We start from the raw sequence: 12304 nt of genomic DNA, 5'->3' as shown, positions 1-12304 counted from the left end.
TTCGCTACAGCAGAAGTCGGCCGCCGCGCTTGACCGTGCGGATGATGGGGGCGGTCTCCATGGTGGTGACCGCCTCCAGGGCGGCGAGCCGTTCGGTGAGGTAACGGCCTAGGTCCAGCGGGTCGCGGCAGTTCAGGGCCGCGACCAGATTGGTGGGCCCGGTGGTGAGGGCGGCGAAGGCGATCTCGGGATGCCGCGCCAGCTCCGCACCGACCTCGACCGCCTTGGCCGGCGGGGCGGCGATCCACAGCCGGGCCTCGGTGCCGAATCCGAGCGCCGACGGCGGTACGTCGAGCTGGTAGCTCAGGATTCCCTGGCCGCGCAGCGCGTACAGGCGGCGTTTCACCGTGGTCTCCGACCAGCCGGTGGCGGCGGCCAGCTCGGCGTAGGGCGCGCGGCCGTCCAGATTGACCGCCCGCAGCAGCGCCTTGTCGCCCTCGTCGAGGTCGATCGGGCCGTCTCCGGCTTCGACCGGCGGCGGGCGCAGCCGGTCGGCCTGTTCGGGTGACAGGCAGGCCAGCCCCTGCCAGCCGTCCGGCAGCACGAAATTACGCAGCAGCAGGTGCGCGGAGACCGAGACGACCCGGCTGGTGCGCGGCAGTTTGTCGAGCAACAGGGCGTCCTGGTCGCGGGTGCCGCGCGTCCGTACGGTGCAGGAGATCTCGGTGCCGCCGGACAGCAGGTACACGAAGGACGTGTCGTCACGGGCCGCCAGTGCCTTGGCGACCGGCATGGCCGCGTCCGGGGCGCAGCGCAGCCGGATGGTCCACTGGGTGTGGCCCAGCCGTGCGCCGTTGACCAGGCCCGCCACCCGCAGCACGCCCTGGCCGCGCAGTCGCCGGTAGCGGCGGGCCACGGTGTTCTCCGAGACCCCGAGCACGTCGGCGATCGCCCTGAACGCGGCCCGGCCGTCGATCTGCAGCGCGTGAACCAGACCCCTGTCGACGGTATCCATCCAGACATTCCTGTGCGGTGACGGTTTCCGGCGATCCTAGCCGCCTGGCTGGGACGCGTTGACGGTCGTGCGCGACGCTCGCCGCATGAACATCCTCGTCCTCGCCGCCACCGGAAACGTCGGTGGCCAGATCATCGCCCAGCTGCGCGAGACCGGCCACGCCGTACGGGCGGTCACCCGCGATCCACGCACCGCCCGCTTCCCCGCCGAGGTCGAGGTGATGCGCGGCGATCTGTCCGCACCGGACACCATCGCGGCCTGCCTGGACGGCATCGACGCGGTGTTCCTGCTCTGGCCGCTGCACACCGGCGAACAACTGCCCGCCGTGCTCGACGTGGTCGCCCGTCGGGCCCGCCGCGTGGTCTTCCTGGGTACGGGCGGCGTTCCCGACCTGAGCTTCGAGGAGCAGGAGAAGCTCGTCCACGGCTGCGGAATCGAGTCCATCGTGCTCCGGCCGAGCACCTTCGCGGTGAACACGTTGTGGTGGGCCGACCAGATCCGGGCCGGCGACATCGTCGAGGGGGCTTACGGCGCGCTGCCGATGTCCCTGATCCATGAGGCCGACATGGCGGCCGTCGCGGTCCGCGCCCTCACCGAGCCGGGACACGACGGCGCCACCTACTCCCTGACCGGCCCGGAGGTGCTCACCCAGGCCGAGCAGGTCCGCGTCATCGGCGAGGCGCTGGGCCGGCCGCTGCGCTGGCGGGAGCTCACCCGTGAGCAGGCCCGAGAGCGGCTGCTGGCCGACGAGAGCTTCCCCGACTCCTTCGTCGACGTGCTGCTCGACGGCTACGCCGCCATGCTGGCCGGGCCGCCCCCGGTGCTGACCGCCACCGTCCATGACGTCACCGGGGTTCCGGCACGATCTCTGCGCCAATGGGCCATGGACCACGCGGCCGACTTCATGTGATGGGGCTGGCAGGGTGAGCGGTGGGCGGGCGCGCCGGATTGACACCTATGTCACCGGACGTCAGTTTTGATTTATGGAGGAGTTTCGCATGGTGCGCGAATTCTCACTCGCGACCGCTGCCCGCTTACTCGGCCCGCTCATCCTGTTGGTCCCGGTATGCATGGCGCTCCCGGGTCCGCATGTCGAATGGGGGTTGACGGCTGCGGGAATGGCGATGCTCGCCATTGGCGTACGGCTGGCCAGGCATCGGCAGATGGCCGCTGACACGGTCGTACGTTTCTCCGCTCAAGGTGTGGAGATGGAGGACCCGTATGGATCACGCGTACGCCTGGCATGGCGGCACATCGAGTGCGTCGACGTCGTGGAAAGCCGGGTGCCGAGTCCGCGTACTATCGCCGAGGCAGACCGGATTTATGTCCGGACCGGAACAAGGAAATGCATCGGCGTGGTCGGCTGGGGCGAATATGAGGTTTCTCCCAGCGCCCCTGGCTGGTTGTTGGGCCACCTGGATCGGATGCCGGTCGATCCGGCGACCGGATTACAGAAACTGAGCATTCCTCTTGGCGCGGTCGACCCGCTGTGGGAACAGGGTCCGATGGGCGATCGGGTCCGCCACCACCGGCCCGATCTGCTGGCCGACGATCAGCCCTGGGTAGGCTCCGAGCTCAGCTGTCGGCGTCGAGCAGCGTGCGGATGAGCGGCACGGCCAGGCGGAGGACGTCGTCGAGGTCGGCCTCGGCCAGGTCGGGCATGCGCACCAGGTGGCGGTGGACGGTGATGCCGAACATCATCGCGCCCGCCAGCGCCGCCCGCAGGCGCGCGTCGGGACCGTGGACCCCGGCCGCGATCCGGTCGATCGCCTCCGCGGTCACGTGCTCGCGGAGCAGCTGGGCGGCTTCCTGGCTGGTCATGCTGGTGCGCAGGAGTATGGCCATCGGGTTGTCGGGGGCGGCGGCCCAGCGCTCGAGCATGGCGCGCAGGTAGTTCTCGGCGGAGCGGCCCGGGTCGTCGGCCGTCAGGGAGTCGACGTCGAGGCAGAAGTCGAGGGACTCGCGGAACAGCTGCTGCTTGGTGCCGAAGTATTGGATGACCGAGGACTTGTCGACGTCCGCCTCGGCCGCGATCGCGCGGATGGTGGCGCGTTCGTAGCCGACCTCGCCGAAGGTGCGGCGGGCGGCCTCCAGGATCCGGCGGCGAGTGCGCTGGCCCTTGCTCTCGTTCTCCCACGCCTGGCCGGCGATCTCATCGGTCGACATGGGCCACCACCTCCTGCTATGGCCTCCGATGGTACGGGGTCAGGCACCATCAGAGGCCGGGCAAGAGGCTGCGCGGACCTAGTGGACCTCCTCGATGGACGAAGGGAACTGCCCCGCCATCAGCTCTGCCATCCTGCGCTGCAGCGACTCGGAGTCGTTGAGATGCGGGAACGGCTCATCGGGCACCTCGACGTCCAGGAACTCGCACAACGGCTCCCACCCCTCGCGCACGTCGAACACCAGGAGCCGGCTCGCGGGCAGGCTCGCCTCGACGGTGGCCCGGTGGCGCTCGAACGCCTCGATGGCGACCTTCTCGTCGGGCAGGCCGTCCGCGGGGTTCCAGCCCTGGCCGAAGGTGTCCTCCCCGATCGCGCTCAGCACCGGCTGCATCTTCTGCATCCCCTCGAAGATCTTCGCCGCGGCCGGGGGCAGGGTCGACGGGTCCATGGACATGGTCCGGCCGGGGCCGTTGGAGAGGAGGTTCTGCATGCTGATGTACCAGCGAGCGGGGTCGCGGACGGTCAGGATGACCTTGGCCTCGGGGTAGGCCGCCGCCTGCTCGCGCCAGAAACCGCTGGCCGGCCAGTCCTGGGCCGACTGGTAGCCGTCGAACACCTGGTCCCAGTCCACTGGCTCGCCGGAGACGACGGACACCCACCGGTCGGCGTGCTCGGGCTTGGTCAGGATCTCGAACATGTGGTAGCAGGGGCCGAACCCGAGCCGCTCCAGCGCGGCCTTCATCGAGCTGGTTCCGGTACGCGGGAACCCCGCGCCGATCACTTTCAGCATTGCCGTGCCTCCCGTTTCCAGCGGCTGACGCGCGCCTCTGGCTGAGAGTAAAGGACTCGCCCACAGATCTCAACGCTTGTACATTTTTTCCTATTATGGCCGGGTCGGTGGCCGCTTGGGGCCGGGTCGGTCGGCGCTTGGAGCCGGGTCGGTGGGCGCTTGGGGCTGGGTCGGTGGGCGCTTGGGGCCGACTCGAGCGTCCGCTCGTGGCCGGGTCAGCGAGCGCCGACGGTCCCGTACCTGAGCAGGTCGAGCAGCCGCGCGGACTGGTCCGAGCCGGTCAGCGCTATCGCGTTGGCGAGGGTCATCAGCTCGCGGACGGTCAGGTCGGGGCGGACCTCGCCCGCGTCCTGCGCCCTGGTGAGCAGCGCCGACGCGGTGGCCAGCATCTTCTCGTGCCACTCGCCGAACAGCGCCGAGCCGTCGCGCGGGATGGCCAGCGCCAGGTCGCGCTTGCCGGCGACGTGCGCGACGAAGGCGCCCAGCCACTCGTGCAGCGCGTCGCCCGGCGAAGCGGCCGCCAGGAGGGCGTCGCCGCTCTCGCACAGCTCGGTCACCTCGTCGGCGTAGACGGCGATGATCAGGTCCTGGCGGGTGGGGAAGTGCCGGTACATCGTCGCGTTGCCGACCCCGGCGTGGCGGGCGACGTCGTCGAGCGGCACGTCGATGCCGCGCTCGGCGAACAGCGTCCTGGCCGCGACCAGGACCGCGTCGTGGTTGCGGCGCGCGTCCGCCCGCCTGGGGCGCTCAGCCGGCATACGGCTCAGCCTAGCCGCGCTGGAAGCGCCAGCGGGTTTGGCTGAAGTCGCCCTTGCGGAAGCCGAACGCCTTGGCCGGGGCCACCGCGAACACCAGGGCCCGGTCGCCGCCCGAGTTCAGGAAGGCGTCGTCGTCCACCGCGAAGCGCCAGTCGCTGCCGTACTTGTCCCCGTAGGCGTCGGCGAGCCGCTTGAGCCGGCCGGTGTCGGTGACCCGCTCCGCGACGCCTTCCACGACCACGTCGAGGCCCTCCTCCAGGGAGTTGGTGCCGGTCGTGAGCGTGCAGTGCTGGTTGGACTCCAGGTTGCGGGCCTTCTGCTCGCCCGCGCCGGTGCAGAAGTAGAGCGTGCCGTCCTGCCAGACGGCCAGCAGGGTCGTGACGTGCGGGCTGCCGTCGGGGCGGACGGTGGCCAGCCAGAATGTCTGGGCGCGTTCCAGGGCGTCGCGCGCCCGCGCCCATTCGGTCGCGGTGGCACCCTCGGCGCTGTATCTGGCGTCCAGTTCGGTGATCGGTTCCATGATGGCTTCTCCTCGATGGGCCTACCTGCGTACTGACCGCTCCGCAGGTGGAAACTCATCGGTGAGAGCCGGTGACTAGGCCGGCGTTCTGACGGGCAGGTCGTAGACCCGGCGCACGCTGCTGCCGAGCCTGCTCACGTCGGCCCCGTACACGTGCACCGACACCCCGACCTCGTCACTCACATTGATCACCTTGTGGATGTCGCCGGGCGGCGCGAACCCGCTGGCCTCGCCCGGCAGGTTGGCGGCCTGCCCGATCTCCAGCAGATGGTCCCCCATGTCCCGGTAGAGCGTCTCGTGTTCGATCCCGCTGATCACGCCGAACGCGCACCACGACACGTGGTCGTGGATCACCGTGCACTGGCCCGGCCGCCATACGACCGACACGATCGAGAAGTCGTCACACGCGTACAGCGCCTGGGACACGTACGTATCAGGCGATCCCGCTCGTTCCTCCGCCGTGAGCAGGTCGAGCGTGGACAGCCGTGGGCGGAGCAGATCCGCCACCGCGAACGCGGTCTCCCGCGGGGCGAGACGGCGGGCGGTGATGTCGCCGATATCCGACACGAGGGCGTCGAGCCCCGGCCGAGTCAGGACCGTGTCCATGTTTGTCCTCCCTTTCTCTCCCTTCTTACGGTGCTACGTCGAGATCCATAGGTCCAACAGAAGTTTTGTGGCTCATCAATAGATATGGTTGATGAATGCTGGATGTCGTACGGCTCCGCGTCCTCGTCGCCGTCGCGCGTACGGGCTCGCTGACCGCCGCCGCCAAGGAGCTGCACTACTCGCAGCCGTCGGTCAGCCACCACCTCGCCCGGCTCGAAGCCGAGACCGGGGCCAAGCTCGTGCAGCGCGTCGGGCGCGGCATCCGGCTCACGGAGGCCGGCAAGCTGCTCACCGCGCGGGCCGACGACATCATCGGCCGCCTCGACGCCACCGCCGACGAGCTCGCCGCGCACGTGGGGCTGCGCTCGGGGCGGGCCCGGCTGGCCGCGTTCCCCTCCGCGCTGGGTACCTTCATCCCCAGGACGGCGACCCGGCTGGCGGGTTCGCATCCCGGGCTGCGGCTGCACCTCACGGAGACCGAGCCGCCGGAGGCGCTGCGGCTGCTGCGGAGTGGGCGGGTGGATGTGGCGGTGATGTTCCGCTATGACGACACCGCGCCGGAGGACCCGGGGATCCAGATGATCCACCTGCTCGACGACCCGAGCTATCTGGTGTCCTCCGGCGTCTCGGGGGATTTGGGGGCACACGCCGAAGACCCCTGGATCGCCGGGTGTGACCGGTGTCGTAGCCATCTGCTCGACATCTGCGCCAAGGCGGGGTTCGAGCCGCGGATCTCCTTCACCAGCGACGACATCGTGGCCGTACAAGCGCTGGTGGCGGCGGGCATGGGACTGACCGTGCTGCCCGGACTGGCACTCAGCGCGCACCGCCATCCGGACGTGCAGGTGGCCCCGATCCCGGGTTCGACCAGGCACGTGTACGCGGCGGTCTACGGCGACCCGCCCCACCCACCGGCCACCGAGGCGCTGCTGTCGGCCCTGGTTGAGAGCGTCTGACCCGTCGCGCCTTGGCGGCGGGGCGCACCCCTACGATTCGTCGCGGCGCGGGGCGGAATTCCGTTGACTGCGGTGAGGGGCGCACGCCTACCATGAGCGACATGCCGGATTTCGCGACGCTCGCTCTCTTCTGCGCGGCCACCCTCGCCCTCCTCCTGGTGCCGGGTCCCGCGGTTCTGTTCATCGTCACCAGAAGCGTCGCGCAAGGCAGATCGGCGGGCCTGGTCTCGGTGCTCGGCGTCCACGCGGGCTCCGTGGTGCACGTGGTGGCCGCGGCCCTGGGCATCAGCGCGCTGGTGGCCGCCTCCGCCACAGCGTTCACCGTGATCAAGTACGCGGGCGTCGCGTACCTCGTCTGGCTCGGGGTGCGCAAGCTGCTGAACCGGACCGCCACCTCGGCCGAGGACGCGGTGGAGGTCGAGGTGCACTCCAAGCGGCGGATGTTCTGGGAGGGCTTCGTGGTCAACGTGCTCAACCCCAAGACCGCCATCTTCTTCCTGGCGTTCCTGCCGCAGTTCACGGATCCGGCGGCGGGTCCGGTCGCGCCGCAGATCCTGGTGCTCGGGCTGCTCTGGATGGGGCTCGGGATGACCACGGACGGCACGTACGCGCTGCTCTCCTCGGCCCTGGCCGGCCGGGTCCGCCGCTCCACGCGGGCGCGCCGCCGCCTCGACATCGGCAGCGGCCTCGTCTACCTCGGCCTGGCCGCCCTACTCACGGGCGAGAAGGCGTAGCCACTGGCCCGCCGCTCACAGGCGAGAAGGCATAGACACTGGCCGCCCTGGTCGCGGGTGGGAAGAGATAGTAAGCGGGGCAATTTCCTGCCTGGGGGCGAGCCCTGATGGGATAATGGTGGGACCCTCGTCGGGGGACGACACATCGGGACGTAGCGACTAGGCGGGCCCCATGGACAGGCCACCGCACCGCCTCGGGGTCGAGCGCGTCGTCGAGGTCCACTCTCTGCCGAGCCTTCTGCGGCGCGCCCGCGAACCGCTGCCGCCCGACTGCCCTGACTGGCCGCTGCTGGTGCCGGAGCACGCCGTCGTACCCTTCCTGGGGCGCCACGAGGAGCTGGCGACGCTGCGCGGCTGGGCCGATTCCCCGGCGCCACTGTCGATCGCGGTGCTGACGGGCCGAGGTGGCACGGGTAAGACCCGGCTGGCGGGCGAACTGTGCACGGAGCTGGCCGAGCTCGGCTGGGACGCCGGTTTCCTCACCACCCCTCACCCCTGCGCCACCGGCCTCGACGTACTCCGCCCCATCCTCCTCGCCGTCGACCACCCGGAACCGTGGGCGGCGGGGATCGGCGAACTCATCGGGCATCTGGCCGGTCAGCGGCGCCGTCACCGGGTCAGAATCCTGCTACTCACCCGCGAGCCCGCCGACGGCGAGTGGTGGCGACGCCTGGTCGCGGGCGCCTCCCGTACGGAGCACCACGGCCCGGCCGCGCCTGGCGTGGGTGGCGTGCCCGACGTAAGCGGCGTGCCCGACGTAAGCGGCGTGCCTGGTGTTGGCGGTCTGCCGAAGGAGGTGAGTGAGCTGAGCAGCATTATCGTCCAGCTCGACCACCGTTCCCTGACGCGCGCCGAGCGGGTTGGGCACGCGGCGGCGGCTATGCGGGCGTTCGCGTCGCCTCGGGCGGTCCTGCCCGATCTCGACGATCCGGAGTACGGCGATCCGCTGCGCTTGCATCTGGCCGCCTTGATGCGGCTGCGGGGGGATGACGTCGAGGGCGGGGAGTTGCTGAGCCGGTTCCTGATGTACGAGCAGCAACAGTGGATGACGGTATGGCCCGAGGGACATGAGCCGGTGGACGCCCTGACGGCTCGGCAGGCGGTGGCCCTGGTCACGCTCACCACGCCTACCCGCCAAGAGCTGCGGGAACTGCTGTCGGCGGTGCCCGGGTCCCAGACGTACGACCGCAGTCTGGCCTTGGGCGACTGGCTGGTCCGCCTCTTCCCGGGGCGGGCTGGTCCGCAAGGGAGACTGGCGCCTCTGGGGCCGGAGGTCGTGGCTGAGCAGTTCCTGGCCGAGACCGAGGGGCTGGACGCGCTCGTGCTGGCCGTACACGACCATCCGGCCAGAACGGCCGGGCACCTCCTTCGGATGCTGGACGTCCTGCGGCGGTCGAGCGAGCAGCCTGCCGTACGGTCGGCGCTGCGGTCGCTGCTCACGGCCCGGCTCGACGGACTGCTGGAGGAAGCGGCGGCCGAGCCGTCCGCGCGGCTCGGCGACCAGATCGAAGCCGCACTCCGGCCGCTGCTGGGCGACACGGACGGGGACGTGGAACGCGGCATGCTGGTGCGGTGCCTGTGTGTCTACGCGCGGGCGTTGCTCGGGCGGCAACGGGCTGTGGAGGCTCTGGCGCAGGTCGAGCGGGCCGCCGATCTCTGCGACGAGCTGGACGAGCCGATCGGCGCGGCCATGACGTACGCGGTCCTGGGCGCGACGCTGGCCGCGCTCCACCGGCCGCACGACGCGCTGGAGGCCATCGCCTGGTCCCAGGCCGAAGCCGCCGCGCTCATGCGCCAGGACAGGCATGCCGACGCGGTGCGGCCGTTGGGTGAGGCGGTGGCGGCGCTGGAGCGCTTCGCGTCCGGCGATCCGGTCCTCATGGGGCATCTGGCCAACGGGATGCTCATGCTCGGCGACGCCCTGATCGAGGCGGGACGGGTGCTGGAGGCCAGCGTCGTGCTGCACCGAGGCACCCGGGTGATCGAGGACGACCTGCTCCGCGCCGTGGCCCAGACCCGGCTCGACTTCTGCCGGACCGAGCTGGGCCACCACGAGGAGGCGCGAGCCGCTGAACCCCGGGCTTACGAGCCGCCCGACTCCGCCTGCCGCCGAGCCCACCGATAGTCGGCCTTGCCCGCCGGTGACCGGACCATCTCGTCCACGAACACGTACGTACGAGGCACCTTGTACCCCGACAACCGCTGCCTGCAGTGCGCGTCCAGTTCGTCCGCCGTCACCGCCACTCCCTCGCGCGCCTCGACCACGGCCGCCACCCGGTTGCCCCACCGCTCGTCCGGTACCCCGGTCACCACCGCGTCGAAGACCGCGTCATGCCCCTTGAGCACCGCTTCCACCTCTTCGGGGAAGACCTTCTCCCCGCCGGTGTTGATGCACTGGGACCCGCGACCGAAGACGTTCACGGTGCCGTCGGCGTCGACGCTGGCCAGGTCGCCGGTCAGCAGCCATCGGGTGCCCTCGGCGTCCGTGACGACCGTGCGGGCGGTCTTCTCCGCGTCGTTGTAGTAGCCGAACGAGATCGGCCCCGACTTGGCCACCGTGCCCAGTTCCCCCGAGCCGGGCTCGACGGGTCGCAGCTTCTCGTCGAGCACGGCCAGGCCGGACGTGGCGTTCGGCTGGTAGCGCAGCCCCGCCTCGGGAGAGGAGCCCGCCACTCCGGAGGCGGTGTAGCCGGACTCCGTGGAGCCGAAGCTGTCGAGGATCATGACGTTGGGCAGGGCCGCCTGCAGCCGGTCGCGGACGGAACCGGTGAGGATGGCCCCGGTCGAGCTGAGCGCGATGAGCGAGGACATGTCGTAGTCGCCGCTCTCCATCGCTTCCGCCAGCGGCCGGGCCATGGCGTCGCCGGTGATGCTCAGCGTGGCCACCTTTTCGCGGGTGATCGCCCGCAGCACCGTGTCGGCGTCGAACCTGCGTACGTAGACCACGGTCGAGCCCATCCACCAGCTGACGAACGTGCCCATCTGCGCGGCGCCGTGCATCAGCGGCGCGGCGGCCATCATCACCATGGGCGGGTTCGCGGCGGCCGCCTGGTCGATCACCGCCTGCGGTGTCGGGAGTGGCGCGCCGTACGGGTTGCCGCCGCCGAAGGCCACGAACAGGTCCTCGACGTGCCACATCGCGCCCTTGGGCATGCCGGTCGTACCGCCGGTGTAGATGATGTAGACGTCCTGCGTGGATCGCGGTTCGAAGCCGCGCGTGGGCGCGCCGCGTTCCAGCGCCTCGGTGTACGGCACGGCGGTCGCGATGGACGGCCGGCCGCCGACCGAGATCAGGTGCTCCAGCAGGGGCGCCTCCCCCATGACCGCCGACACCCGCGGCTCGAACTCCACGTCGTAGATCAGCGCCCGGATGTCGGAGTCCTTGTAGAGGTAGAGGAGCTCGGCCTCCACGTAGCGGTAGTTGACGTTGATCGGCACCGCCCGGATCTTCAGCGCGGCGAGCATCCCGGCGACGTACTCGATGCTGTTGTACAGGTGCAGCCCGACGTGCTGGCCGGGCTTGACACCGAGATCCTGGAGGTAGTGGGCGATCCGGTTCGCCTCGGCGTCCAGCTCGGCGAAGGTGCGGCGCTCGTCGTCGCAGACGATGGCCGTCCGGTCGCCGACCGCGTCCGCGATCCCTTCGAACAGGTCGGCGTGGTTGAACTCCATCAGGGCTTCTCCCGTCCGACGATCCACATCGCGAAGAACTGGGCTCCCCCGCCGTACGCGTGGCCGAGCGCCAGCCGAGCGTCGTCCACCTGGTGCTCCCCCGCCATCCCGCGTACCTGGAGCGCGGCCTCGGCGAACCTGATCAGCCCCGACGCCCCGATCGGGTTGCTCGACAGCACGCCGCCGGAGGCGTTCCACGGGGTGTCGCCGTCGAGGGCGGTGGCGCCCGATTCGGTGAGTTTCCAGCCCTCGCCGTCGGCCGCGAAGCCCAGGTTCTCCAGCCACATCGGCTCGTACCAGGAGAAGGGGACGTACACCTCGGCCACGTCGATCTGGCGGCGCGGGTCGGTGACGCCCGCCTGCCGGTAGACGTCGGCCGCGCAGTCCTTGCCCGCCTGCGGGCTGACCGTGTCGCGGTCGGCGCGGAAGATCGGCTCGGAGCGCATGGCCGTGCCGTGCAGCCACGCGGGTGTGCCGGTGACCGCCGACTCCGCCGACAGGACCATGGCGCAGGCGCCGTCGCTGGACGGGCAGGTGTCCAGGTAGCGGATCGGCTCCCACAGCATCGGCGTCGACTCGACCATCTTCAGGTCGATGCCGGGGATCTTCAGGTGGGCGTAGGGGTTCTTGAGTGCGTTCAGGCGGTCCTTGACGGCCACCAGGTGGCCGATGTGCTCGGGCGCGCCGGTCCGGCGGATGTACTCCCTGATGTGCGGCGCGAAGTAGCCGCCGGCCCCGACCACCAGCGACGCGCTGAACGGCAGGTGGGTGGACAGCGCCCAGGTGGCGTTGGACTCCGACTGCTTCTCGAACGCCACGACCAGCACCCGGTCGTGCACCCCGCCCTGGATGAGGCTCGCGCCGACCAGCGCCGTGGAGCCGCCGACGCTGCCCGCCGTGTGCACGCGCATCATCGGTTTCCCGGCCGCGCCGAGCGCGTCGGCCAGGTACGCCTCGGGCATCATCACGCCCTCGAACAGGTCGGGCGCCTTGCCGACGACGACCGCGTCGATGTCCTTGAACGTCAGCCCGGCGTCCTCCAGAGCCCGGACGGCCGCCTCGCGCACCAGCCCGGCGATCGACACGTCCCCGCGCTTGGTCGTGTAGTGCGTCTGGCCGACGCCGATCACGGCACACCTGTTGCCCAT

General features: G+C 70.6%; 13 protein-coding genes. 5 read left to right on the top strand and 8 right to left on the bottom strand.

Annotated features, from left to right (window positions below; translation table 11 throughout):
* Nucleotides 1-4: 4 nt before the first annotated feature.
* Nucleotides 5-955 (bottom strand): Lrp/AsnC family transcriptional regulator, encoded by a 951-nt coding sequence (locus AB0B61_RS45900; protein WP_358446689.1) that lies wholly within the window; start codon nucleotides 953-955, stop codon nucleotides 5-7.
* A gap of 85 nt (nucleotides 956-1040) precedes the next feature.
* On the opposite strand from AB0B61_RS45900, the gene AB0B61_RS45895 reads away from it, so the two are divergent.
* Together AB0B61_RS45895 and AB0B61_RS45890 are read left to right on the top strand one after the other, a co-directional pair.
* Nucleotides 1041-1865, top strand: a complete 825-nt coding sequence (locus AB0B61_RS45895) for an NAD(P)H-binding protein (RefSeq protein WP_358446686.1) — start codon at nucleotides 1041-1043, stop codon at nucleotides 1863-1865.
* Nucleotides 1866-1953: 88 nt separating this feature from the next.
* Nucleotides 1954-2562 carry a hypothetical protein gene (locus AB0B61_RS45890; RefSeq protein WP_358446683.1) on the top strand — a complete coding sequence of 203 codons (609 nt, stop codon included), beginning with the start codon at nucleotides 1954-1956 and terminating at the stop codon, nucleotides 2560-2562.
* On the opposite strand, the gene AB0B61_RS45885 is transcribed toward AB0B61_RS45890, so the two are convergent.
* The 5 genes from AB0B61_RS45885 to AB0B61_RS45865 form a co-directional block, all read right to left on the bottom strand.
* The gene (locus AB0B61_RS45885; RefSeq protein ID WP_358446681.1) at nucleotides 2531-3121 is read right to left on the bottom strand and encodes a TetR family transcriptional regulator; all 591 of its coding nucleotides are present in this window, start codon (nucleotides 3119-3121) and stop codon (nucleotides 2531-2533) included. The genes AB0B61_RS45890 and AB0B61_RS45885 overlap by 32 nt on opposite strands.
* A gap of 78 nt (nucleotides 3122-3199) precedes the next feature.
* Nucleotides 3200-3910, bottom strand: a complete 711-nt coding sequence (locus AB0B61_RS45880; protein WP_358446678.1) for a sulfotransferase family protein — start codon at nucleotides 3908-3910, stop codon at nucleotides 3200-3202.
* A gap of 215 nt (nucleotides 3911-4125) precedes the next feature.
* Nucleotides 4126-4668 carry a helix-turn-helix domain-containing protein gene (locus AB0B61_RS45875; RefSeq protein WP_358446676.1) on the bottom strand — a complete coding sequence of 181 codons (543 nt, stop codon included), beginning with the start codon at nucleotides 4666-4668 and terminating at the stop codon, nucleotides 4126-4128.
* Between the two features lie 10 nt (nucleotides 4669-4678).
* The gene (locus AB0B61_RS45870) at nucleotides 4679-5188 is read right to left on the bottom strand and encodes a pyridoxamine 5'-phosphate oxidase family protein (protein WP_358446674.1); all 510 of its coding nucleotides are present in this window, start codon (nucleotides 5186-5188) and stop codon (nucleotides 4679-4681) included.
* A gap of 75 nt (nucleotides 5189-5263) precedes the next feature.
* Nucleotides 5264-5794: a cysteine dioxygenase family protein gene (locus tag AB0B61_RS45865; protein ID WP_358446671.1), complete on the bottom strand. Its 531-nt coding sequence runs from the start codon at nucleotides 5792-5794 to the stop codon at nucleotides 5264-5266.
* 95 nt (nucleotides 5795-5889) lie between these two features.
* Here AB0B61_RS45865 and AB0B61_RS45860 point away from each other — a divergent pair, with 95 nt between their 5' ends.
* From AB0B61_RS45860 to AB0B61_RS45850, 3 genes are all read left to right on the top strand, one after another.
* The gene (locus AB0B61_RS45860; protein ID WP_358446668.1) at nucleotides 5890-6750 is read left to right on the top strand and encodes a LysR family transcriptional regulator; all 861 of its coding nucleotides are present in this window, start codon (nucleotides 5890-5892) and stop codon (nucleotides 6748-6750) included.
* A gap of 101 nt (nucleotides 6751-6851) precedes the next feature.
* Entirely contained in the window at nucleotides 6852-7484 is a 633-nt protein-coding gene (locus AB0B61_RS45855) for a LysE family translocator (protein WP_358446665.1), read from the top strand.
* A gap of 172 nt (nucleotides 7485-7656) precedes the next feature.
* Nucleotides 7657-9609 (top strand): hypothetical protein, encoded by a 1953-nt coding sequence (locus AB0B61_RS45850; RefSeq protein WP_358446662.1) that lies wholly within the window; start codon nucleotides 7657-7659, stop codon nucleotides 9607-9609.
* On the opposite strand, the gene AB0B61_RS45845 is transcribed toward AB0B61_RS45850, so the two are convergent.
* Both AB0B61_RS45845 and AB0B61_RS45840 read right to left on the bottom strand, forming a co-directional pair.
* On the bottom strand, nucleotides 9567-11156 hold the full coding sequence (locus AB0B61_RS45845; protein WP_358446659.1) for an acyl-CoA synthetase: 1590 nt from the start codon (nucleotides 11154-11156) through the stop codon (nucleotides 9567-9569). The genes AB0B61_RS45850 and AB0B61_RS45845 overlap by 43 nt on opposite strands.
* Nucleotides 11156-12304 carry a thiolase domain-containing protein gene (locus AB0B61_RS45840; protein ID WP_358446739.1) on the bottom strand — a complete coding sequence of 383 codons (1149 nt, stop codon included), beginning with the start codon at nucleotides 12302-12304 and terminating at the stop codon, nucleotides 11156-11158. The genes AB0B61_RS45845 and AB0B61_RS45840 overlap by 1 nt, the downstream gene beginning before the upstream one ends.

Origin of the sequence: Nonomuraea sp. NPDC049158 (assembly GCF_040648335.1) — a bacterium.
GTDB lineage: Bacteria > Actinomycetota > Actinomycetes > Streptosporangiales > Streptosporangiaceae > Nonomuraea.
This window is presented reverse-complemented; position numbering and strand designations above follow the sequence as displayed.

Excerpts from the sequence above, each read along its gene's own strand:
- AB0B61_RS45890 (WP_358446683.1), top strand. The coding sequence starts at position 1,954 with ATGGTGCGCGAATTCTCACTCGCGACCGCTGCCCGCTTACTCGGCCCG.
- AB0B61_RS45875 (WP_358446676.1), bottom strand. The coding sequence starts at position 4,668 with ATGCCGGCTGAGCGCCCCAGGCGGGCGGACGCGCGCCGCAACCACGAC.
- AB0B61_RS45880 (WP_358446678.1), bottom strand. The coding sequence starts at position 3,910 with ATGCTGAAAGTGATCGGCGCGGGGTTCCCGCGTACCGGAACCAGCTCG.
- AB0B61_RS45855 (WP_358446665.1), top strand. The coding sequence starts at position 6,852 with ATGCCGGATTTCGCGACGCTCGCTCTCTTCTGCGCGGCCACCCTCGCC.
- AB0B61_RS45895 (WP_358446686.1), top strand. The coding sequence starts at position 1,041 with ATGAACATCCTCGTCCTCGCCGCCACCGGAAACGTCGGTGGCCAGATC.
- AB0B61_RS45860 (WP_358446668.1), top strand. The coding sequence starts at position 5,890 with ATGCTGGATGTCGTACGGCTCCGCGTCCTCGTCGCCGTCGCGCGTACG.
- AB0B61_RS45865 (WP_358446671.1), bottom strand. The coding sequence starts at position 5,794 with ATGGACACGGTCCTGACTCGGCCGGGGCTCGACGCCCTCGTGTCGGAT.
- AB0B61_RS45850 (WP_358446662.1), top strand. The coding sequence starts at position 7,657 with ATGGACAGGCCACCGCACCGCCTCGGGGTCGAGCGCGTCGTCGAGGTC.
- AB0B61_RS45845 (WP_358446659.1), bottom strand. The coding sequence starts at position 11,156 with ATGGAGTTCAACCACGCCGACCTGTTCGAAGGGATCGCGGACGCGGTC.
- AB0B61_RS45840 (WP_358446739.1), bottom strand. The coding sequence starts at position 12,304 with ATGGGCAACAGGTGTGCCGTGATCGGCGTCGGCCAGACGCACTACACG.
- AB0B61_RS45870 (WP_358446674.1), bottom strand. The coding sequence starts at position 5,188 with ATGGAACCGATCACCGAACTGGACGCCAGATACAGCGCCGAGGGTGCC.
- AB0B61_RS45885 (WP_358446681.1), bottom strand. The coding sequence starts at position 3,121 with ATGTCGACCGATGAGATCGCCGGCCAGGCGTGGGAGAACGAGAGCAAG.
- AB0B61_RS45900 (WP_358446689.1), bottom strand. The coding sequence starts at position 955 with ATGGATACCGTCGACAGGGGTCTGGTTCACGCGCTGCAGATCGACGGC.